The organism is Tabrizicola sp. BL-A-41-H6, assembly GCF_050632395.1.
Lineage (GTDB): Bacteria > Pseudomonadota > Alphaproteobacteria > Rhodobacterales > Rhodobacteraceae > JAUYQR01.
The window spans coordinates 931,500-951,625 of sequence record NZ_CP192600.1 but is presented as its reverse complement, the minus strand read 5'-3'; the positions used below and the strand labels follow the sequence as shown (position 1 = coordinate 951,625).

Annotated in this window: 22 protein-coding genes; 8 read left to right on the top strand and 14 right to left on the bottom strand. The window is 63.5% G+C overall.

Translation table 11 applies throughout. From position 1 onward, the window contains the following. Positions 1–11: 11 nt before the first annotated feature. From ACROUL_RS04785 to parC, 7 genes are all read right to left on the bottom strand, one after another. The gene (locus tag ACROUL_RS04785; RefSeq protein ID WP_431298402.1) at positions 12–1,580 is read right to left on the bottom strand and encodes a GMC family oxidoreductase; all 1,569 of its coding nucleotides are present in this window, start codon (positions 1,578–1,580) and stop codon (positions 12–14) included. A gap of 12 nt (positions 1,581–1,592) precedes the next feature. After that, positions 1,593–2,114, bottom strand: coding sequence for a Twin-arginine translocation pathway signal (locus ACROUL_RS04780; RefSeq protein ID WP_431298401.1), 522 nt, complete (start codon positions 2,112–2,114; stop codon positions 1,593–1,595). A gap of 47 nt (positions 2,115–2,161) precedes the next feature. Continuing rightward, positions 2,162–2,557 carry a VOC family protein gene (locus ACROUL_RS04775; RefSeq protein WP_431298400.1) on the bottom strand — a complete coding sequence of 132 codons (396 nt, stop codon included), beginning with the start codon at positions 2,555–2,557 and terminating at the stop codon, positions 2,162–2,164. Positions 2,558–2,647: 90 nt separating this feature from the next. After that, positions 2,648–2,947 (bottom strand): ribbon-helix-helix domain-containing protein, encoded by a 300-nt coding sequence (locus ACROUL_RS04770; RefSeq protein ID WP_431298399.1) that lies wholly within the window; start codon positions 2,945–2,947, stop codon positions 2,648–2,650. Between the two features lie 132 nt (positions 2,948–3,079). Then, positions 3,080–4,255: an elongation factor Tu gene (gene tuf / locus ACROUL_RS04765; RefSeq protein ID WP_431298398.1), complete on the bottom strand. Its 1,176-nt coding sequence runs from the start codon at positions 4,253–4,255 to the stop codon at positions 3,080–3,082. A gap of 88 nt (positions 4,256–4,343) precedes the next feature. Continuing rightward, positions 4,344–4,925, bottom strand: coding sequence for a hypothetical protein (locus ACROUL_RS04760; RefSeq protein ID WP_431298397.1), 582 nt, complete (start codon positions 4,923–4,925; stop codon positions 4,344–4,346). A 98-nt stretch (positions 4,926–5,023) separates the two neighbouring features. After that, positions 5,024–7,327 (bottom strand): DNA topoisomerase IV subunit A, encoded by a 2,304-nt coding sequence (parC, locus tag ACROUL_RS04755; protein ID WP_431298396.1) that lies wholly within the window; start codon positions 7,325–7,327, stop codon positions 5,024–5,026. 152 nt (positions 7,328–7,479) lie between these two features. On the opposite strand from parC, the gene ACROUL_RS04750 reads away from it, so the two are divergent. From ACROUL_RS04750 to ACROUL_RS04720, 7 genes are all read left to right on the top strand, one after another. Continuing rightward, complete coding sequence (locus tag ACROUL_RS04750) at positions 7,480–8,082, top strand: SH3 domain-containing protein (protein ID WP_431298395.1); 603 nt, start codon at positions 7,480–7,482, stop codon at positions 8,080–8,082. Between the two features lie 67 nt (positions 8,083–8,149). Then, positions 8,150–8,980 carry an SDR family NAD(P)-dependent oxidoreductase gene (locus ACROUL_RS04745; protein ID WP_431298394.1) on the top strand — a complete coding sequence of 277 codons (831 nt, stop codon included), beginning with the start codon at positions 8,150–8,152 and terminating at the stop codon, positions 8,978–8,980. A gap of 63 nt (positions 8,981–9,043) precedes the next feature. Then, positions 9,044–9,247 carry a twin transmembrane helix small protein gene (locus ACROUL_RS04740; RefSeq protein WP_431298393.1) on the top strand — a complete coding sequence of 68 codons (204 nt, stop codon included), beginning with the start codon at positions 9,044–9,046 and terminating at the stop codon, positions 9,245–9,247. Between the two features lie 16 nt (positions 9,248–9,263). Continuing rightward, positions 9,264–9,836 (top strand): cob(I)yrinic acid a,c-diamide adenosyltransferase, encoded by a 573-nt coding sequence (locus ACROUL_RS04735; RefSeq protein ID WP_431298392.1) that lies wholly within the window; start codon positions 9,264–9,266, stop codon positions 9,834–9,836. A 148-nt stretch (positions 9,837–9,984) separates the two neighbouring features. After that, complete coding sequence (locus tag ACROUL_RS04730) at positions 9,985–10,746, top strand: electron transfer flavoprotein subunit beta/FixA family protein (protein ID WP_431298391.1); 762 nt, start codon at positions 9,985–9,987, stop codon at positions 10,744–10,746. After that, a complete protein-coding gene (locus tag ACROUL_RS04725; protein WP_431298390.1) occupies positions 10,746–11,672 on the top strand; it encodes an electron transfer flavoprotein subunit alpha/FixB family protein in 927 nt (308 codons plus the stop codon). Before ACROUL_RS04730 ends, ACROUL_RS04725 begins: the two co-directional genes overlap by 1 nt. A 134-nt stretch (positions 11,673–11,806) precedes the next feature. Then, a complete protein-coding gene (locus tag ACROUL_RS04720; RefSeq protein ID WP_431298389.1) occupies positions 11,807–12,682 on the top strand; it encodes a 3-hydroxybutyryl-CoA dehydrogenase in 876 nt (291 codons plus the stop codon). 71 nt (positions 12,683–12,753) lie between these two features. Here ACROUL_RS04720 and ACROUL_RS04715 read toward each other — a convergent pair whose 3' ends face one another. The 7 genes from ACROUL_RS04715 to ACROUL_RS04685 are packed head-to-tail and all read right to left on the bottom strand — an operon-like array spanning position 12,754 to position 18,130. After that, positions 12,754–13,665, bottom strand: a complete 912-nt coding sequence (locus ACROUL_RS04715) for a lysophospholipid acyltransferase family protein (protein ID WP_431298388.1) — start codon at positions 13,663–13,665, stop codon at positions 12,754–12,756. Between the two features lie 29 nt (positions 13,666–13,694). After that, positions 13,695–13,964, bottom strand: coding sequence for an HPr family phosphocarrier protein (locus ACROUL_RS04710; RefSeq protein ID WP_431298387.1), 270 nt, complete (start codon positions 13,962–13,964; stop codon positions 13,695–13,697). 1 nt (position 13,965) lies between these two features. Continuing rightward, entirely contained in the window at positions 13,966–14,361 is a 396-nt protein-coding gene (locus ACROUL_RS04705) for a PTS sugar transporter subunit IIA (protein ID WP_431298386.1), read from the bottom strand. Then, positions 14,358–15,272, bottom strand: coding sequence for an RNase adapter RapZ (gene rapZ, locus ACROUL_RS04700; protein WP_431298385.1), 915 nt, complete (start codon positions 15,270–15,272; stop codon positions 14,358–14,360). The genes ACROUL_RS04705 and rapZ overlap by 4 nt, the downstream gene beginning before the upstream one ends. A 21-nt stretch (positions 15,273–15,293) precedes the next feature. Continuing rightward, on the bottom strand, positions 15,294–15,725 hold the full coding sequence (locus ACROUL_RS04695; protein ID WP_431298384.1) for an HPr kinase/phosphorylase: 432 nt from the start codon (positions 15,723–15,725) through the stop codon (positions 15,294–15,296). Next, the gene (locus tag ACROUL_RS04690; protein WP_431298383.1) at positions 15,722–17,416 is read right to left on the bottom strand and encodes a sensor N-terminal transmembrane domain-containing protein; all 1,695 of its coding nucleotides are present in this window, start codon (positions 17,414–17,416) and stop codon (positions 15,722–15,724) included. Before ACROUL_RS04690 ends, ACROUL_RS04695 begins: the two co-directional genes overlap by 4 nt. Positions 17,417–17,428: 12 nt before the next feature. Beyond that, entirely contained in the window at positions 17,429–18,130 is a 702-nt protein-coding gene (locus ACROUL_RS04685) for a response regulator transcription factor (RefSeq protein WP_305568519.1), read from the bottom strand. 365 nt (positions 18,131–18,495) lie between these two features. Here ACROUL_RS04685 and ACROUL_RS04680 point away from each other — a divergent pair, with 365 nt between their 5' ends. Then, complete coding sequence (locus tag ACROUL_RS04680) at positions 18,496–20,094, top strand: phosphoenolpyruvate carboxykinase (protein ID WP_431298382.1); 1,599 nt, start codon at positions 18,496–18,498, stop codon at positions 20,092–20,094. The last annotated feature ends 32 nt before the right edge of the window (positions 20,095–20,126 follow it).

Genomic DNA, 20,126 nt, shown 5'->3' with positions numbered 1-20,126 from the left:
CGATCAGGCGGTCAGATCGTGCCCGCTGCCATTTCGCTGGCGATGTGGTCGGCCTGGCGGATGGCCAGTGCCACGATCGTCAGCGTCGGGTTTTCTGCTGCCCCGGTGGTGAACTGCGAGCCGTCCGAGATGAACAGGTTCGCGATGTCATGGGTCTGGCCCCACTTGTTGCAGACCCCGTCCTCGGGACGTTCCGACATGCGGTTGGTGCCGAGGTTGTGGGTGGAGGGGTAAGGCGGCGTCGGGAAGGCGCGGGTAGCGCCGACCGCCTCGTACATCGCGATGCCCTGTTTGTAGGCGTGGTTGCGCATCGCCACGTCGTTGGGGTGGTCGGAGTAGTTGACGTTCGGCGCGGGCAGACCGAACTGGTCCTTGGCGTCGGCCGACAGGGTGACGCGGTTGGTGGCTTGCGGGATGTCTTCGCCCACGATCCACATGCCGGCCATGTTTTCGTAGTGGTCGAGCGCGGTGGTGAACCCCCTGCCCCACCCGCCCGGGTTGAGGAAGGCGGCCATGAACGGCAGGCCGAGGGAGAGGGTCTCAAGCTCATACCCGCCGACGAAGCCGCGCGACGGGTCGTGACGCGCCTCGTCCTGAACAATGCCGGCCATCGTGGTGCCGCGCCACATCCGCACCGGCTTGTCGAAGATCGCGTAGACCGATCCGGTGACGTGGCGCATGTAGTTGCGCCCGACCTGATCGGACGAGTTGGCGAGGCCATTGGGGAACATCGCCGAGGCCGAGTTCAGCAAAAGGCGCGGGCTTTCGATGGTGTTGCCCGCGACGCAGACGATACGGGCGGCCTGCATCTGAAGGTTGCCGTCCTTGTCGAAGTATTCGACGCCGGTGACCTTGCCTTCATCGTTATGCAGGATGCGGGCGGCGTGGCAGCGGTCGCGCACCTCAAGGTTGCCGGTCGCTTCGCCTGCCGGGATGTCGGTGTAGGCGGCGGACCACTTCGCGCCCCACTTGCAGCCCTGGAAACAGAAGCCGGTCTGCTGGCAGGCCATCCGGCCATCGTAATCGGCCGAGTTGATCGCCATGCGGCCGGTGTGGACCTCGTTGTAGCCAAGCGCCTTGGCGCCTTTTTCGAAGACCTTGAAGTTGTTGTTGCCGGGCAGGCCGGCGCGGTCGCCGGTGCGGGTTACGCCCAGCTTGGTTTCGGCCTTTTCATACCAAGGTGCCATTTCGGCCCCGTCGATCGGCCAGTCCAGGAGGTTCGCGCCTTCGACCGGGCCATAGGTGGAAAGCGCCTTCCATTCGTGATCCTGAAACCGGATCGAGGCGCCCGCCCAGTGCGTGGTGGTGCCGCCGACGGCCTTGACGATCCAGGCCGGCAGGCCGGAGAAATCCTTGGCCACGCGCCAGTCGCCCGAGGTGGTGCGGGTATCGAGCCACGCCAGCTGGCCGAAGCTTTCCCATTCGTCGTTGATGTAGTCTTCCGGCAGGTAGCGGCCGCCCGCCTCCAGTGCCACGACCTTGACGCCCTTCTGCGCCAGTTCGTTGGCCAGAACGCCGCCGCCTGCCCCGGTGCCGATGATGACGACGACGGAATCGTCTTTCAGATCAAACGTTGCCATATTCCGCCCCCCTCAGAGCCAGTTGATGTCGTTGAAGCCGCGGTCGATGTAACCGCCCTTGGAGAAGCTTTCCCCCTCGTAGCCGAAGATCGGCCAGACCTCTTTCTGGTTATATAGCCCGGTCACGAGGCCAGCGCGGACGGTCTGGAAGAACGGCGTCGTCTCGATGGATTGCAGGACCTTAACGCGGTCCTCCTCCCAGCCGATCGACAGGTAATCGGCATGGCCAAGGGCTTTGGCGGCGGCATCCAGCTCGGCGATGCCCGTGGCGACGAGGTCTTTCTTGTCTTCCGCGTCGTAGCCCTTGACGGCGACGGCGTAGTATTGGTCCGGCACCTGGTCGTGCGGGTAGATGTCGCGGGCCATTTGCAGAAGCGTGGCCATCTGGGCCGGTGTGATGACCGACACCTCCAGCGCCCAGGCGGCGTTCGGGGCGGCGATGAAGCCCACCCCGGTGATGGTCAGCGCCCCGGCCGCAACTGCCCTCCCAAGCAGTGCGCGGCGGGTGAGACCCGTCTTGTTCAGTCTTTCCATGGTTTCCTCCCTATGGATGTCGGCGTGGGGATTTCGGCGTGGGGGTGTCAGAGGTAGCGGCCACCCCGCTGCAGGACTTCGATCTGGTAGCCATCCGGATCGGCGATGAAGAAGAAGCGCGCGATGACGCTGCCTGCCGGGGCGAAGTCGACAAGTTTGCGGGGGGCAAGACCTGCTGCCGTCATGCGGGCGTGTTGGGCGTCGACGTCGTCGACCGAGACGGCAAGGTGGCCGTAGCCGTCACCGAGCGCGTAGGGTTCGGTGCGGCCCTTGTTGACGGTCAGTTCCACCTCGAAGGTGCTTTCGGGGTTCGACAGGTAAATCAGGGTGAATGTGTCGAAATCCAGCCGGTCGGCCACGGTCAGGCCAAACGCGGTCTCGTAGAACGCCAAAGACCGCGCCTCGTCCAGCACGCGGACCATTGAATGGATTGCCTTGGCCATTGCCTCTCCCCAAAACCAGCAGTCGATTTTGGTAAGGTTAACGGACCAATTTCGCGGTCGGGTAGTAGCGGACTACTACAGGGAGATTTTCTATTCGGCGGCGTAGCGCCGGTTGGACTGCGGCACCTGGTCAAGTTCGCCCAGATGGATCGTGCAGGCACAGCGCAGAAGCGAGGTGAAATTCGTCGCCTCGCCGTGCTGCTCCAGCACCTCGGAGTGCAGTTTCGACAGGAAGGCCGGCGTCGGCGTTCCGTCCTTTTCGGCCATCTGGTCGACAATGCCCCAGAACGCACGTTCAAGTCGGATGCTGGTGGACTGGCCGTTCAGGCGCAGGCGGCGGGTGACGTATTCATAGCGGGCCGGGTCCTGCCCGGCGAACATCTGGCACATCGCTGGAATCCCCATGTCTGGAAGTGTTGACGTTGGGACGGATCGCGCCGGGCGTCAATTCACGATTTCACCACAAGGAAAAGGCCGCCCGTTGCGGGGCGGCCTTTCCGGATCACGCGGTTGCCCGAAGGATCAGGCGATGATCTTCGAGACGACGCCTGCACCGACGGTGCGGCCGCCTTCGCGGATGGCGAAGCGCAGCTTTTCTTCCATGGCGATCGGCGCGATCAGTTCGACGTTGAACTTCAGGTTGTCGCCCGGCATCACCATCTCGGTGCCTTCCGGCAGCTGCACCGTCCCGGTCACGTCCGTCGTGCGGAAGTAGAACTGCGGACGGTAGTTCGCGAAGAACGGCGTGTGACGGCCACCCTCTTCCTTGGTCAGAATGTAGGCTTCGGCTTCGAACTTGGTGTGCGGGTTCACCGACTTCGGCTTGCACAGCACCTGCCCACGTTCCACGCCTTCACGGTCGATGCCGCGGAGGAGAACGCCGACGTTGTCGCCAGCTTCACCACGGTCGAGAAGCTTGCGGAACATCTCGACGCCGGTGCAGACCGACTTCTTGGTGTCGCGGATGCCGACGATCTCGATTTCGTCGCCGACGTTGATCACGCCACGCTCGATCCGGCCGGTCACAACCGTGCCACGGCCCGAGATCGAGAACACGTCTTCGATCGGCATCAGGAACGGCTGGTCGATCGCGCGCGCCGGGGTCGGGATGTATTCGTCCACGGCCTTCATCAGCGCGCGGATCGAGGATTCACCGATTTCCGGACGCTCGCCGATCATCGCCTGGTGGGCAGAGCCCTTGATGATCGGAATGTCGTCGCCGGGGTATTCGTAGGACGAAAAGAGCTCGCGCAGTTCCATTTCGACCAGTTCGATCAGCTCTTCGTCATCAACAAGGTCGACCTTGTTCATGTAGCAGACCATGTAGGGGATACCCACCTGGCGGCCGAGCAGGATGTGCTCGCGCGTCTGCGGCATCGGGCCGTCGGAGGCCGCGCAGACCAGGATCGCGCCGTCCATCTGGGCAGCACCGGTGATCATGTTCTTGACGTAGTCGGCGTGGCCGGGGCAGTCGACGTGCGCGTAGTGACGCGCTTCCGTCTCGTATTCCACGTGCGCGGTCGAGATCGTGATGCCACGAGCCCGCTCTTCCGGAGCGCCGTCGATCTGGTCATAGGCGCGGAATTCACCGAAATACTTGGTGATCGCAGCCGTCAGCGTCGTCTTGCCGTGGTCAACGTGGCCAATCGTGCCGATGTTGACGTGCGGTTTGTTGCGTTCAAACTTTGCCTTGCCCATACGATATCCGCCCTTGTCCTGAAGGGGCCTAGCGGCCCTTTGCTGTCACGCGCGGCGGATTACAGTTTCAGAGGCAGAAGTTCAAGCCTCAGTTGTCTGACGAAGCCGTGGGGGATTGGACCGGTTTTGGCGGCAGGGGTGGCAAGCCGAACCATTCGGGATTTTCCAAAAGCCAGGTCTCGACCTTCTTCACCGCGTTGTAGGCCAGCGCATCCATCTGCTGTTTGCGGGTGCTGGTCAGGCCGGTGCCGATCACGGACTCTCCAGACAGGCTTTCGAAGACGGTGAACTGCTTGCCCTCTTCGTTCAGCTTTTTCTGGGCGGCGTCATCCCAGATGTTGGCGGTGATCACGAGAACGGATTTCGGCGCTGCGACCACCGGGATGCCGGGCGGGGCCAGCGCGTAGCCGTCGACCGAGATGCCGATGTTGTAAAGCTTGGTGCCTTCGTAGCGGCCAAAGCGGTCTTGCACCGCCTTTTTCATCACGGTTTCCCATTCCTCGGGCGTCGCCTTGCGCGAGATCGGCACCATCTCGACGTTGTCGGCAAAGACGATGTTCAGGCCAAGCGCGAAATCGCCAAGGGGAACCGGCGGTTCGGCCAGATCGCTTTTGCCGCAGGCGGCGAGGGCGAGGATTAGGCAGAGGGCCTTGAGGCGGCGGATCGGCATGGCGGCTCCGGGTGATTGGCAGGTCAGGGATAGCGGCTTGGCCCATGTGGCGCAACCGTGCCGGACGGAAACGTTACGACGGGCGGGTGGTTCCCGGATCAGGTGAAGCGGTTGTCACGGGGAAAGCCGCGCGGGGCCATCTTGCCGGCACTGGCGCGAGCACCTTGCCATTCGCCAAGCACGGTTTCGGTGCGGGTGCGACCGGCGGGGTCTTTCCACGTCAGGCCATCAGCGAGGGTGAAGGTGATCGCGTCAGACAGGCCGCCGTCCTTGTACTTTTGCAACCGCACGCCCTTGCCCTTGGCCATTTCCGGCAGTTCGGACAGCGGGAAAACCAGCAACTTGCGGTTTTCGCCCACCACGGCGACGGTATCGCCGCGCACCGCCACGCAGACCGCCGTACGGGTGCCGTCGCGCACGGTGAGCACCTGTTTGCCCGCCTTGGTCTGGGCGAGGAGTTCCTCGGAGGGCACCACGAACCCGTCGCCAGCGGTTGAGGCGACGAGGTATTTCTCGCCGGCGCGGTAGACGATCAGGTCGCAGATTTCGGTGTCGTTCGGCAGGTCGACCATCAGGCGCACGGGTTCGCCCATGCCGCGCCCTCCGGGCAGGTTGGCGCCGATCAGGGTGTAGAACCGGCCATTGGCGGCAACGAGCAGGATCTTGTCGGTGGTTTCTGCATGGAAGGCGAAGCGGGGGCCGTCGCCGTCCTTGAATTTCTGCTCGGCGGCAAGGTCGACGTGGCCTTTCAGCGCGCGGATCCAGCCCATTTTGGAGCAGATCACGGTGATCGGTTCACGGTCGATCATCGCCTCATACGGCACGTCGGGGGTTTCGGTCGCATCGGCAAAGGCGGTGCGGCGGGCGCCGATCACAGAGTCCTTGCCAAAGACCTTGCGGATATTCTCCAACTCCACGCCAATCTGCTTCCATTGCAGGCGATCACTTTCCAGAAGGTCGGCGAGGCCCGCGCGCTCCTTCATCAAGGCGTCACGTTCGGCGCGCAGCTCCAGCTCCTCCAGCCGGCGCAAGCTGCGCAGGCGCATGTTCAGGATGGCTTCGGCCTGCACCTCGGACAGCTCGCCCTCGCCCGGCAGCGGCGGCTTGTAGTCTTTTTCGGAGGTCGCGCGGATGTGCGATTTCGACCAGTCCTCAGCCATCAGGGCGGCCTTGGGGTCGGTGTCGTAGCGGATAATGTCAATCACCCGGTCGAGGTTCAGGTAGGTGATGATGAAGCCTTCAAGGATCTCCAGCCGGTGGTCGATCTTTTCGACACGGTGGGTGGAGCGGCGCTTCAACACGTCGCGGCGGTGGTCGAGGAAGGCGCGGAGCACTTCCTTCAGCGAGCAGACCTTGGGCACGCGGCCGTCGATCAGCACGTTCATGTTGAGCGAGAAACGGATCTCGAGGTCAGAGTTGCGGAAGAGGCTGCCCATCAGCACTTCGGGATCGACGGTGCGGGCGCGGGGTTCGAGGATCAGGCGGACATCGTCGGCAGATTCGTCGCGGACGTCGCCGAGGAGCGGGACCTTCTTGATCTGGATAAGCTCGGCCAGCTTTTCGATCAACTTGGATTTCTGCACCTGATAAGGGATTTCGGTGACCACGATCTGCCAGGTGCCGCGGCCCAGATCCTCCACCTCCCACTTGGCGCGGAGGCGGAAACTGCCGCGGCCGGTGGTGTAGGCATCAAGGATGTTGTCGCGCGGCTCGACGATCACGCCGCCGGTCGGGAAATCGGGGCCGGGGATCAGGGCGACGAGGGCTTCGGTGGAGAGGTCCGGGTCGCGCAGGAGGGCGTGGCAGCCCTGGATCAGTTCATCGAGGTTGTGCGGCGGGATGTTGGTGGCCATGCCCACGGCGATGCCGGAAGAGCCGTTGGCCAAGAGGTTGGGGAAGGCCGCGGGCATGACCACGGGTTCTTCCAGCGTGCCGTCATAGTTCGGGCGGAAGTCGACGGCGTTTTCGGCCAGACCTTCCATCAGCGTTTCGGCAATCGCGGTCAGGCGGGCCTCGGTGTAGCGGGAGGCGGCGGGGTTGTCGCCGTCGATGTTGCCGAAGTTGCCCTGCCCGTCGACGAGGGGGTAGCGGACGTTGAAATCCTGCGCCAGACGCGCCATCGCGTCATAGATCGCGGCGTCGCCGTGCGGGTGATAGTTGCCCATCACGTCGCCGGAAATCTTGGCCGACTTGCGGAAGGCGGAGGTCGCGGTCAGGCGAAGTTCGCGCATCGCGAAAAGGATTCGCCGGTGAACCGGCTTCAAACCGTCGCGCGCATCGGGCAGTGCGCGGTGCATAATGGTAGACAAGGCATAAGTCAGATACCGCTCTCCGATCGCGCGGGAGAGAGGTTCTGAGGTGGTCATCGCCTCGATCTTGGGGTCTTCGTCGTCAGTCGCCATGCATGTTGTGTATGTCGGGTTGGAAATTTGGTCCAGTGGCGATGCGTTCGGAAAACGCCGGGTTACACGCGGAAGCGGAGTCTTTTTGAGTCAAACCACGGAACTTATGTGGTAAACCGCAGTTTCGTTAACCTGTGCCTGGTGGAAAATTCATGTTTCGTCTGACCGCTCTGCTGCTTGTCGGAATGTTTCTGGCCCTGTTGATCGCGGGCGAGGATCGCGGCCAACTGCGCCCCGGACTGGCCCGTGCGGCGCTGGAGCCCAAGGTGGAACCCGTCGCAAAGGCCGAGCCGGAAGAGGTCGTGCGCGTGGTCGAGGCGCCGGTGATAGCAAAGACAGCGACTGCATCCGCCGCTGCGAAACCCGTGGCGGTGGCCGCCGCAGCTTCTGCAGCGCCGGAACCCGCCCGTGCAGTAGTGCAGGAAATGGACGAAGTTTTCACCCTTTCGAACCTGCAGACTGAAGAAATTCCCGCCGGCCCGGACGCGACGCAAGAGGTTGCGGGAGAACCCTTGGCAGAGGTCAGCGAACCGGATGCGCCGGGTGCCGAAGGTCAGATCATGTATGTCACCGCCAATTCGGTGAACGTCCGCGAAGGACCATCGACCGAAGCGCCCGTGCTGGGCAAGCTCGGCTCCGGCGAGGCGGCGCTGGTGGTCAACGACGTTGACGGCGAATGGGCGCGGATCGTTATTCAGGGCGACGGCATGGAAGGCTTTGTCGCCATGCGGTTCCTGAGCGCCGAATCCCCCTGAAGACCCGGCTTCGTTTGCAAGCTGCAGCGTTTGCGCCTAAGCATCCGCCACCCTGCGGGAGCATAGCATGGCGGCGAAATCCATACTGATCACCGGCTGTTCTTCGGGCATCGGGCTTGATGCGGCGCGGACGTTGCACAAGCGCGGCTGGCAGGTGTTCGCCACTTGCCGCAGCGAGGCTGATTGCGAGCGGCTGCGGGGCGAGGGGCTGGACAGTTTCCGTCTGGATTATGCCGACGAGGTCAATCTGGCCGAGGCGGTGGACACGGTTCTGGCGCGCACCGGCGGGACGCTGGATGCAGTATTCAACAACGGTGCCTTCGCCTGCCCCGGCGCGGTGGAAGACCTGCCACGCGGCGCGCTGCGCGAGATCTTCGAGGTCAATCTTTTCGGCTATCACGACCTGACGCGCCGGTTGATTCCGGTGATGAGGCGCCAGGGCCACGGGCGGATCATCAACTGCTCGTCGGTGCTGGGCTTGGTCGGTGCGCGCTGGCGGGGCGCCTATGTCGCGACCAAGTTCGCGATGGAGGGGCTGTCGGACGTGCTGCGGATCGAGATGCACGGCACCGGGATCGACGTTATCCTGATCGAGCCGGGGCCGATTTCCACGAAGATCCGCGAAAATGCGATCCCGCATTTCGAGCGGTGGATCGACTGGCAGGCCTCGGCTCGGGCGGCGGAATATACCGCGCTTCGGGGCCGGCTTTACGGGCCGAAGACCAAGCCCGACGCGTTCGAACTGCCCGCCTCGGCGGTGACGGAGAAGCTGATCCGGGCGCTGGAAGACCGCCGCCCCAAGGCGCGGTATTTCGTGACGACACCGACATACCTGATGGGATTTGCCCGGCGTATCCTGCCGACCAGGGCACTGGACTGGATGATTGCCAAGGGCTGATGCCGATTTCCGTTCGCTTTTGCCAAGGCCGCCCCTACATCTGCGTTTCGCAAGGAGAGACCCATGTTCTCAGACCCGCTGTTCCTGTTCGCCACCGTTGCCTGCATCGTCGTGCTTGGCATCCTGCTGTTTGGGATCGGCAGTTTTGCCAAGGGTGGGGAATTCAACAAGAAAAACGCCAACAGGATCATGCGCTGGCGACTTGGCGCGCAGTTCGTGGCGGTGATCCTGATCGTGGGATTTGCCTGGCTGCGCAGCCGTAGCTGAAATTCAGGGGAAACTGATGGTCGTTCTGTCGAAGATCTACACCAAGACCGGCGATGCCGGGGAAACCGCGCTTGGCAATGGCGCGCGGGTGGCGAAACATTCGCTGCGCGTGTCGGCTTACGGCACGGTGGACGAGACCAACGCGACCGTCGGTCTGGCGCGCCAGCACGCGATCGGCGAGATCGACGCGGCGCTGAAGCGCATTTCGAACGACCTGTTCGATCTGGGGGCCGATCTTTGCACGCCCGACCGGCATCTGGACGCCACGCGCGAGTATCCGGCGCTGAGGATCATCGAGCCGCAGGTCTTGCGGCTGGAGGCCGAGATTGACGCGATGAACACCAAACTGACGCCGTTGCGCAGCTTCATCCTGCCGGGTGGCAGCGCGTTGGCCGCGCACTTGCACCTGTGCCGCACCGTCTGCCGACGTGCCGAGCGGCTGGTGGTCGAAACCGCCACGATGGAGGATGTGAACCCCGAGGCGGTGAAATACCTCAACCGGCTGTCGGACTGGTTCTTTGTGGCAGGCCGCATCGCCAACAACGACGGCAAGGATGACGTGCTGTGGGTGCCGGGCCTGACGCGCTGAGGCGCGTGATCGCCCCCGCCGATCAAAACGCGGCGTCGCGTCGCGCAAACCTGTCGTATTTGCTCTGTCGCAACGGGTTTCGCTGCGGTAACACGCGGCCAGAGAGCTTGACGGGGCTTCTCTGCCCCTTGGATGGAGATCAACGCCGATGAAGGTCCTGGTGCCTGTGAAGCGCGTGATCGACTACAACGTGAAGGTCCGCGTCAAAGCGGACGGATCGGGTGTCGATCTGGCCAACGTGAAGATGTCGATGAACCCCTTCGACGAGATTGCCGTGGAAGAGGCGATCCGGCTGAAGGAAAAGGGTCTGGCGACCGAGGTTGTCGTGGTGTCGATCGGCGTGAAGCAAAGCCAGGAAACCCTGCGCAATGCGCTGGCGATGGGCGCGGATCGGGCGATCCTGATCGAGGCCACCGACAACGTGCACACCGACATCGAACCCTTGGCCGTGGCCAAGCTGCTGGCCGCCGTAGTGCGCGAGGAACAGCCCGGTCTGGTCTTGTGCGGCAAGCAGGCCATCGACAACGACATGAACGCGACTGGGCAGATGCTGTCGGCGCTTTTGGGCTGGAGCCAGGCGACGTTCGCCAGCGAGATTGCCATCGAGGGCGACAAGGCCACCGTCACGCGCGAGGTTGACGGCGGGTTGCAGACGATCACGGTCAAGCTGCCGACGATCATCAGCGTCGATTTGCGCCTGAACGAGCCGCGCTATGCGTCGCTGCCGAACATCATGAAGGCCAAGGCCAAGCCCTTGGCAGCCAAGACCCCGGCGGATTACGGCGTGGATGTCAGCCCGCGCCTGTCGGTGCTTAAGACGGTGGAACCTGCGGGCCGCAAGGCGGGCGTGCGGGTGGCCTCGGTTGACGAGCTGATCGCGAAACTCAAAGACGAAGCGGGGGTGATCTGATGGCCGTTCTTCTTCTGGCGGATGTGATCGACGGCGCGCTTGCGACCGATCAGGTGGCAAAGACGCTGACGGCGGTGAAATCGCTTGGCCCGGTGACGGTGCTGGTGGCGGGCACGGGCGGTGATGCAGCTGCGGCCGAAGCGGCGACGCTGGCCGGCGTGGCGAAGGTGCTTTACGCTGACGACGCGGCCTATGCCCACGCGATGGCAGAGCCTACGGCGGCGCTGATTGTCAGCCTTGCGGGCGACTACAGCCATATCGTTGCGGCTTCGGGCGCGTTTTCGAAATCGGTGCTGCCGCGGGTTGCGGCGATGCTGGACGTGATGGTGATCTCCGAAGTGCTGGCGGTGATCGACGCCGACACGTTCGAGCGCCCGATCTATGCCGGCAACGCGATCCAGACGGTGAAATCGTCGGACGCGAAGAAGGTGCTGACGGTGCGGACCGCGACGTTCGATGCGGCTGGCAAGGGCGGTTCGGCTCCGGTCGAGAAGGTTTCGGCCAGCGTCGACGGAGGGCTTTCGGCCTGGGTCGAGGACCGCGTCGCATCGAGCGACCGGCCCGAACTGACCAGCGCGGGGATAGTCGTGTCGGGTGGCCGGGGTGTCGGCAGCCAGGCAGACTTTGCGTTGATCGAAAAGCTGGCTGACAAGCTGGGCGCCGCCGTTGGGGCAAGCCGTGCCGCGGTCGACAGTGGCTATGCGCCGAACGATTGGCAGGTTGGGCAGACCGGCAAGGTCGTGGCACCGGATCTGTATGTGGCCGTTGGCATCTCGGGTGCGATCCAGCATCTGGCGGGGATGAAGGACAGCAAGATCATCGTCGCGATCAACAAGGACGAAGAGGCGCCGATCTTCCAGGTGGCCGATTACGGGCTGGTGGGCGACCTGTTCACGCTGGTGCCGGAACTGACCGAAAAGCTGTGATCGGCTGATTGGCTGCACGTTTGAGAAGGGGCCGCTGTTGCGGCCCCTTTCGCATTGCCGGAAGGATTTGCCCGTCCTTGCGCCGGGCCACGGCCTTGCGGCATAAGCAGTAAGGATCAAGGAGGCGTCTCGCGATGGAAATCAGGCAGGTGGGCGTGGTCGGCGCTGGGCAGATGGGCAACGGCATTGCCCATGTCTTTGCGCTGGCGGGCTTTGACGTTCTGATGACTGACATTTCCGAGGACAGCCTTGCGAAGGCCATCGCCACCATCGACCGCAACATCGAGCGGCAGGTGACGCGGGGCAAGGTGCTGCCCGCCGACAAGCGCGCGGCGATGGAGCGGATCAAGACCACGCTGAAACTGGCCGATCTGGGCCAGTGCGACCTGATCATCGAGGCGGCGACGGAGCGGGAAACGGTAAAGCAGGCGATCTTCGAGGACCTGCTGCCGCACCTGAAGCCGACGACAATCCTGACCTCGAACACCTCGTCGATTTCCATCACCCGGCTGGCCAGCCGCACCGACCGGCCGGAGAAGTTCATGGGCTTCCACTTCATGAACCCGGTGCCGGTGATGCAACTGGTCGAGCTGATCCGGGGGATCGCGACGGATCAGGAGACCTGGGAAAGCCTTCACGAGGTGGTGCGCAAGCTGGGCAAGACCGCGTCGAGTTCCGAGGATTTTCCCGCCTTCATCGTCAACCGCATCCTGATGCCGATGATCAACGAGGCGGTCTACACGCTGTATGAGGGCGTGGGGTCGGTGAAGTCGATCGACGAGTCCTTGAAGCTGGGGGCCAACCACCCGATGGGGCCGCTGGAGCTGGCGGATTTCATCGGACTGGATACCTGCCTGTCGATTATGAACGTGCTGCACGAGGGGCTGGCGGATACGAAGTATCGGCCCTGCCCGTTGCTGACGAAGTATGTCGAGGCCGGGTGGCTGGGGCGCAAGACGCAGCGGGGGTTTTATGACTACCGGGGCGACGTGCCGGTGCCGACGCGGTGAGGCTGTCCCACCGCGGGACGCCTGACGAAATCGTTTAAAAACATAAACTAACGCCGACCGTTAGGGCGGCGTTAAGGTTTGTCCTGCGCGTCGCGCTGCCCGAGCGCCAAGGTATGCTCGCGAAGCCATGCGAGGAAACCGCGCGGGTTGCCTTCCCATTTCTTCAGTTCTTCGGCCGGGATCGGGTGGCCGATGTGGGGACGCTGCGGTTTGAAGAGACTGCGTTTGATTTCATAGAGCAGCAGGCCCTGACGCACCGTATCCGACAGCTTGTTGGCGATCAGGAAGGCGCGGGAGTTCTGGCCGGGGAAGTAGATCGGCAGGATCGTCGCGCCGGATGACCGGACAATCTTGTGGGTAAAGACGTTCCACTCGGCTTCCACCGCCGGCCCCCACCAGCCTTCGGACATCGCGACCTTGCCGGCAGGAAAGAGGATGATCACGCCCCCGGCCTTGAGGTGCTTCATCGTCTCGTCCCGCATTTGCAGGCCCAGTTCGCGGGCGTTGTCCTCGTGCGGGAAGGGCACGGGGATCATGAACTCCTCGACCTCGGGGATGCCGGTCAGAAGCGAGCGGGTGAGAATCTTGAAATCCGACCGGACGCGGTTGATCATTTCGGCCATCACCATGCCGTCGACGAGGCCCGAGGGGTGATTGGCCACCACGACAACCGGGCCGGTGGGCGGGATGCGGGCGATTTCTTCGGGCGGGGTGTCGATTCGGATACCCATGTGGCGGATCGCCTTGGGCCAGAACGGCGCGCCGAACGGGGCGCCCGATTTCTCGAAGCTGCGGATCAGGCGCAGTAGCTGTATCTTGGCAGTCAGCCATTCGATGGTGCGGATCGTGCCTGCCTTGAACGGGTTCGGGAAGGTTCCGGCATAGCTGAGCCGGCGCATGTCATAGGGTTTGTCGGCCTTGGCTGCACCGGCGGTCTTGTGAAGCGGTTTCCCCGCCTGTCCGATCTCCGACTGGTTCGTCACGAAGCGACTGCCTTCATCATCAGCGTGCTTCAATACTCCTCACCGAAGCGGCTCGCAACCAGCGCTTCCAGCGCATCGGCAAGCTTCCCCGCCTCGGTGCCTGAAGTGCGCACCTCGATCGAGCTGCCGCGCGAGGCGGCCAGCATCAAAAGCCCCATGATGCTGTCGCCGGACACGACGAGCCCGTCCTTTGTGACTTCGGCGCTGGCGTCATGCGCTTCGACCACTTCGACGAATTTGGCGCTGGCACGGGCGTGCAGGCCCTTTTCGTTGACGATGCTGAAGGTCCGGGTGGTCATGTCAGGCTCCTCCACCCAGATCGAGGGAGTTGATGTATTTGCGCCCCGCATCCAGTGCCGCGGCGACCGCGTCCGGCACGGAAAGATCACGCGATTTGGCCAGTTTGATCAGCATTGGCAGATTCGCGCCATAGAGGATTCGCCGCCCCGAGGTGGCACAGGCCGGCAGCGACAGGTTCGAGGGCGAGCCGCCGAACATGTCGGTCACCAGCACCACGCCCTGCCCGGTGTCGACGGCGTCGGCAGCATCGCAGATTTCCATCTGCTTTGCATTGCGGTCGTGGTCGTCTTCGATGGCTATGGCACGGACGCCAGCCTGCTTGCCCACGACATGCTCCACCGCCAAGAGATACTCTCGCGCTAGCCCGCCATGAGCGACGATCACGATACCGATCAAGCGTCTGCCACCTTCAATGCGTCGGGCTGGCCGGAAGCCGCCCTGCGTTCAAGTTCCCGGTGACGTTTTGACACCGGCCAGCCGGCTTCCGCAAGCGCATTGCCGACAAGTTCCGCTACGGCGACCGACCTGTGTTGCCCTCCGGTACAGCCAAAACCGATGGAAAGGTGGGCCTTGCCCTCTTCCTGATGGGCCGGAAGCAGAAACAGGATCATTTCCGTCACCCTGCGGTAGAACTCGGCAAAGCGCGGGTCGGAGCGGACGTAGCTTTCCACCGCCGGATCACGGCCATCAAGCGGGCGCAGCGCGGGCGACCAGTGGGGATTCGTGAGGAACCGGCAATCGAAGATCATGTCGACGCCGCGTGGCACGCCGCGCTTGTAGCTGAACGATTGCACCGAAACCGCCAGACGGCCCGAGGTGCCGGCATCGAACCAGCGGGCGATGTCGGCCTTGAGATCATGCGGCGAAAGATCGGTGGTGTCGATCAGGTGATCGGCGCGGACGCGGATCGGGGCCAGAAGATCAATCTCGCGTTCGATGCCCAAGGCGGGGGTTTCGGCGGGGGCAAGCGGGTGGCGCCGGCGGGTTTCGGAAAACCGGCGGATCAGTTCGCCCGCCGCGCAGTCAAGATACAGCACTTCCAGCGCTACGCGCGGGTCTCGGGTCAGCGTGTCGATCAGTTCAATGAGCGCGGTGGCGTTGAAATCGCGGTTGCGGACATCAAGGCCCAGCGCCATCGGGCGGCCAAGTGGCGGGCCTTCCAGCAGACGCGGCACCAGCGTCAGGGGGATGTTGTCGATGCCTTCGTAACCGAGGTCTTCGAGCACATGGATGGCCGTCGACCGCCCGGCGCCCGAAGGGCCGGTGATCAGCACGAGCCGGTGGTCAGGGCTGGGATCAGCCGTCATCGGGGCAACTCGGGTCTGGCGTCAGGCATGGCGGCCATGACGAAGGTAAAGCATTACTGCATCGGGAAAATGGGCATGGGCCGACGCAAGGACAAGGGGAAGCGACACGCTGAGGATCGTGATGCGGCGATCAGGTGGCAGGCGGTCGGTTTCGGTCTGCCCGAGGTCGGCAACAAGGGCAATGTCGGCGGTGGGGGCGGGATCGGTGCGCAGCAGACCAATGCCGCGCGCCTCGATCAGGCCGCGCAGGGGTGGCGGGCAGCGGGCAACGAGGGTCCCGCCTTCGCGGGCAAGTTCGGTGCGGTCATCGGCGACGAGGCGGGCACCAAGCGAGAGAAGCCGCAGCGCGAGCGACGATTTGCCCGCGCCGGATGGCCCCAGGATCAGGAGACCACGCCCATTCAGCGCGACTGTACTGGCGTGAAGCACCGTCCGGTCGCCCGCATCGGTCACACCGGCAGGCCGATGACGAAGCGCGCACCCAAGGGCGGAGAGTTGGGGTCGGCGGCGGTGGGGCGGATGTTTTCGGCCCAGATCACGCCGCCATGCGCTTCGATGATCTGCTTCGAGATCGCAAGGCCGAGGCCGGAGTGGTTGCCAAAATCGCCCTTGGGGCGTTCGGAGTAGAATCGCTTGAAGATCTTGGTCAGCGCCTCTTCGGGAATGCCGGGGCCGGTATCCTCGACCACCACCAGCACCCTGTTTTCGCGCCGGCGCGCCCAGACGCGGACGGCGTCGCCGTCTTCGCAGAAAGAGATCGCGTTGGTCACGAGGTTGACGAACACCTGCGCCAGACGCGCCTCGAGGCCGTGGGTGTTGATCGGTTCGGAGGGAAGATCGATGATGAAATCGACACCCTTTTCACCGGCCTGCTGCGACAGGTATTGGCAGAGGTTGGTGAGGGTCTTGATAAGGTTGAACTCCTCCTCCTCTTCCTTCACCAGTTCGCTGTCGAGACGGGAGGCGTTGGAGATGTCGCTGACCAGACGGTCGAGGCGGCGGACGTCATGGTCGATCACGTCGAGCAGGGTTTCGCGCTGCGCCTCTTTCTTCACGAAGCGCAGCGAGCCTACGGCGGAACGCAAGGACGCGAGCGGGTTCTTGATTTCGTGCGCGACGTCGGCTGCGAATTGTTCGTTGGCGTCGATCCGGTCGTAAAGCGCCGTCACCATGCCGCGCATCGCGACCGACAGGCGACCGATTTCGTCGGGGCGAGCGGCAAGGTCGGGGATGCGGACGCGGCTGGGGGCGACGCGGCGGGCATCGCGGTTGCGCCCGATCTCGGCGGCGGCGGCGAGGTCCGAGAGGGGGTTGGAGATGGTGGAGGCGAGCATAAGGCTGAGGCCGATCGAGACGATCAGCGCGAGGAGGAAGATTTGCAGGATCTGTTCGCGCTCGTAGCGGACCAGACGGTCGATCTCGTTCGAGCTTGAGGTGATCGCGACCACGCCGATCACCTCGCCGCCAAGCGAGATGGGCGCGGCGGCAGCGAAGATCGCGTTGCCTTCGGGGTCGGTCACGGTGCGCACGGTGGTGTTGCCGGAGGTGGCCACGGGCACGAGGGCTGCGGCCACCACGGCGGCATCGACGGTTTCGGTCTGCACCGAATTGCCCTGCCGCAGGATCGCGGTGACCCCGCTCCATGCGCCATCGAGGAAATCGGTGATGAAGGTGGGGCGGCCCGGATCGGTGACGATCGTCTCGGTACCCTGCCCGACCTTGGAGCCAAGAAGCCGCGCGCTGGGATCGAACACGAACAACTCGGACGACGGATCGACGCGGAACTGTTCCAGCGAGGCGCGGAAATCGACCGACGCGGCCCCCGCGCCAAGCTGCGCCTGATAGACCGCCGCCACCAGTTCGGCCTGCCGGATCATGCCCTGTTCGCGTTGCAGCACCAGGCTGTCACGGAACGGGTTCATGAAGAGGACGCCGACCACCATCATGACCAGCGCCATGAGGTTGAACACGATGATCTTGCGCGCCAGAGGCGAACGGTTCAGTTGCGCAATCGCGCCGCGACCGCGGCCGTCCTTCAGGCGTTCGACTGTGGCGTCGGGAGAGACCCAGTCTTCCCCCAACAACACATCGCCGGATCGTTTCGGTCGATATTCCTCCATCGCAATCCGAGGTGCCGCCGTCATGGTTTCAGGTCATCATTCTTCGTTATAGCGGTAACCGATGCCGTAAAGCGTCTCGATCGCGGTAAAGTTGTCGTCAACCGATCGCATCTTCTTGCGCAGCCGCTTGATGTGGCTGTCGATGGTGCGGTCGTCGACGTAGACCTGATCGTCATAGGCCACATCCATCAACTGGTCGCGCGACTTCACGAAGCCGGGGCGCTGTGCAAGGGCCTGCAACAGCAGGAACTCGGTGACGGTCAGCGACACCTCCATCCCTTTCCAGGTTACGGAGTGGCGCAGCGGGTCCATCCGCAAGGCACCGCGTTCCATCATCTTGGTTTCTTCGGTGGTGCCGACCTCGCTGGTCGAGATCGCTTCTTGCCGGCGCAACAGCGCGCGGATGCGTTCGACCAGAAGGCGCTGCGAGAACGGCTTTTTCACATAGTCGTCGGCGCCCATGCGCAGGCCCAGAACCTCGTCGATCTCGTCATCCTTCGACGTCAGGAAAATCACCGGGATCGAGGTTTTCTGCCGCATCCGCTGCAACAGATCCATCCCGTCCATGCGCGGCATCTTGATATCCAGCACCGCCATGTCGGGCATCCGACGATTGAACGCTTCAAGTGCGGACTGACCGTCGTTGTAGGTTTCCACCTCGAAACCTTCGGCCTCAAGGGTCATTGCCACCGACGTCAGGATATTCCTGTCATCGTCCACAAGGGCGATACGCGACATGTCCGATAATCCCTCTAACTGCCACAGCTCTATGATTATTTTTTTCCATTGTCCGTTGTCCGGCAGGAATATTCAACAGGAAAGCGAATCACCCCCGCCGCACGCGGGGTTTCGTGACAAAAAACCGCCGAAGCCGAAGCAATTTCGCAACGCTGCCGACAATTTCGCAACGCAGCCCAAGATGCGGCAAACTTGGTTGCGCTAACGTCGGGATGGTTGCGCTAACGGGCGCAGAGGCGGCTGTTCCCATTTGAAAACATCATGTTAAACCAAGGGAGCAACTTGTCGACTTTTGGGTTGTCTTAGGTGCCCATTGGCCCGGGCGTAAGTTTTTGAGCGATTTGATCACCATCGGAGCTTGCAGGATGAAACACACCCCAACGACCGTATTCACGACACTCGACGCACAGGGGATCAGGGGTGCGGGGCGGGTGCATTACAATTTCACCGAACCGGCACTGGTCGAGGCGGCGGTAGCGCGCGGCGAGGGGCGGCTGGGCCGTGGCGGCGCGTTTCTGTGTTCGACCGGGCAGTTCACCGGACGGTCGCCGAAGGACAAGTTCGTCGTGCGCACCCCGGCCACGGAAAATACGATCTGGTGGGAAAACAACGCCGCGATGTCGCCGGAGCATTTTGCACGGCTGAAAGCGGACATGCTGGAGCACGTGCAGGGGCGCGAGGTGTTCGTGCAGGACCTGTATGCCGGGGCCGACCCGGTGCACCGGCTGGATGTGCGGGTGGTGACGGAACTGGCATGGCATAGCCTGTTCATCCGCCACCTGCTGCGCCGTCCGTCGCGCGAGGAACTGGCGGGCTTCGTGCCGGAATGGACGGTGATCAATTGTCCGTCGTTCAAGGCAGACCCTGCCCGGCATGGCAGCCGGACGGAGACCGTGATCGCGCTGAACTTTGACGAAAAGTGCGTGCTGATCGCCAACACCGCCTATGCCGGGGAAAACAAGAAGGCCGTGTTCACGGTGCTGAACTACCTGTTGCCGGAAAAGGGTGTGATGCCGATGCATTGCAGCGCCAACCATGCGGTCGGCAACCCGGTCGATGCGGCGGTGTTTTTCGGGTTGTCGGGCACCGGCAAGACCACGCTTTCCGCCTCGCCCGACCGCACGCTGATCGGCGATGACGAACATGGCTGGTCGGACGGGGGTATCTTCAACTTCGAGGGCGGCTGCTACGCCAAGACCATAGACCTGTCGCCCGAGGCCGAGCCGGAGATTTATGCCACGACGCACCGCTTTGGCACGGTGGTCGAGAACATGGTCTACCATCCCGAAACGCTGGTGCTGGACTTTTCCAACCGCAGCCTGACCGAAAACACCCGCTGCGCCTATCCGTTGGAGGCAATTTCGAACGCCAGCGTCACGGGGCTTGGCGGGCATCCGCGGCATGTGGTGATGCTGACCTGCGATGCGTTCGGGGTGATGCCGCCGATAGCGCGGCTGACGCCGGCGCAGGCGATGTATCACTTCCTGTCTGGCTTCACCTCGAAGGCTGCGGGTACCGAGCGTGGAATCACGGAACCGCAGCCGACATTCTCGACCTGCTTTGGCGCGCCCTTCATGCCGCGCCGGCCCGAGGTTTATGGCAAGCTGTTGCAGGCCAAGATCGCCAAGCACGGCGCGTCGTGCTGGCTGGTGAACACCGGTTGGACCGGCGGTGCGTACGGCACCGGCAAGCGGATGCCGATCAAGGCAACGCGGGCATTGCTGGCAGCGGCTCTGGACGGGTCGCTGAACGGGGCCACGTTCCGGCGCGACCCGGTCTTTGGCTTCGAGGTGCCGGTGGCAGTGCCGGGCGTCGATACCGCGTTGCTGACGCCGCGCGACACTTGGGCCGATCCGGCCGCCTATGACGTGCAGGCGAAAAAGCTGGTGGGCATGTTTGCCGATAATTTCGGCCAGTACGTGCCGTTCATCGACGCCGACGTGAAGGCCGCCGCGATCCGCTGAGACGGGAACCAAACAACGGGCGTGCAGGTTTT

Bases quoted from the DNA above. Each gene is read 5' to 3' on its own strand.
- ACROUL_RS04785 (WP_431298402.1), bottom strand. From the start codon at position 1,580: ATGGCAACGTTTGATCTGAAAGACGATTCCGTCGTCGTCATCATCGGC.
- ACROUL_RS04780 (WP_431298401.1), bottom strand. From the start codon at position 2,114: ATGGAAAGACTGAACAAGACGGGTCTCACCCGCCGCGCACTGCTTGGG.
- ACROUL_RS04775 (WP_431298400.1), bottom strand. From the start codon at position 2,557: ATGGCCAAGGCAATCCATTCAATGGTCCGCGTGCTGGACGAGGCGCGG.
- ACROUL_RS04770 (WP_431298399.1), bottom strand. From the start codon at position 2,947: ATGTGCCAGATGTTCGCCGGGCAGGACCCGGCCCGCTATGAATACGTC.
- tuf (WP_431298398.1), bottom strand. From the start codon at position 4,255: ATGGGCAAGGCAAAGTTTGAACGCAACAAACCGCACGTCAACATCGGC.
- ACROUL_RS04760 (WP_431298397.1), bottom strand. From the start codon at position 4,925: ATGCCGATCCGCCGCCTCAAGGCCCTCTGCCTAATCCTCGCCCTCGCC.
- parC (WP_431298396.1), bottom strand. From the start codon at position 7,327: ATGGCGACTGACGACGAAGACCCCAAGATCGAGGCGATGACCACCTCA.
- ACROUL_RS04750 (WP_431298395.1), top strand. From the start codon at position 7,480: ATGTTTCGTCTGACCGCTCTGCTGCTTGTCGGAATGTTTCTGGCCCTG.
- ACROUL_RS04745 (WP_431298394.1), top strand. From the start codon at position 8,150: ATGGCGGCGAAATCCATACTGATCACCGGCTGTTCTTCGGGCATCGGG.
- ACROUL_RS04740 (WP_431298393.1), top strand. From the start codon at position 9,044: ATGTTCTCAGACCCGCTGTTCCTGTTCGCCACCGTTGCCTGCATCGTC.
- ACROUL_RS04735 (WP_431298392.1), top strand. From the start codon at position 9,264: ATGGTCGTTCTGTCGAAGATCTACACCAAGACCGGCGATGCCGGGGAA.
- ACROUL_RS04730 (WP_431298391.1), top strand. From the start codon at position 9,985: ATGAAGGTCCTGGTGCCTGTGAAGCGCGTGATCGACTACAACGTGAAG.
- ACROUL_RS04725 (WP_431298390.1), top strand. From the start codon at position 10,746: ATGGCCGTTCTTCTTCTGGCGGATGTGATCGACGGCGCGCTTGCGACC.
- ACROUL_RS04720 (WP_431298389.1), top strand. From the start codon at position 11,807: ATGGAAATCAGGCAGGTGGGCGTGGTCGGCGCTGGGCAGATGGGCAAC.
- ACROUL_RS04710 (WP_431298387.1), bottom strand. From the start codon at position 13,964: ATGACCACCCGGACCTTCAGCATCGTCAACGAAAAGGGCCTGCACGCC.
- rapZ (WP_431298385.1), bottom strand. From the start codon at position 15,272: ATGACGGCTGATCCCAGCCCTGACCACCGGCTCGTGCTGATCACCGGC.
- ACROUL_RS04690 (WP_431298383.1), bottom strand. From the start codon at position 17,416: ATGACGGCGGCACCTCGGATTGCGATGGAGGAATATCGACCGAAACGA.
- ACROUL_RS04685 (WP_305568519.1), bottom strand. From the start codon at position 18,130: ATGTCGCGTATCGCCCTTGTGGACGATGACAGGAATATCCTGACGTCG.
- ACROUL_RS04680 (WP_431298382.1), top strand. From the start codon at position 18,496: ATGAAACACACCCCAACGACCGTATTCACGACACTCGACGCACAGGGG.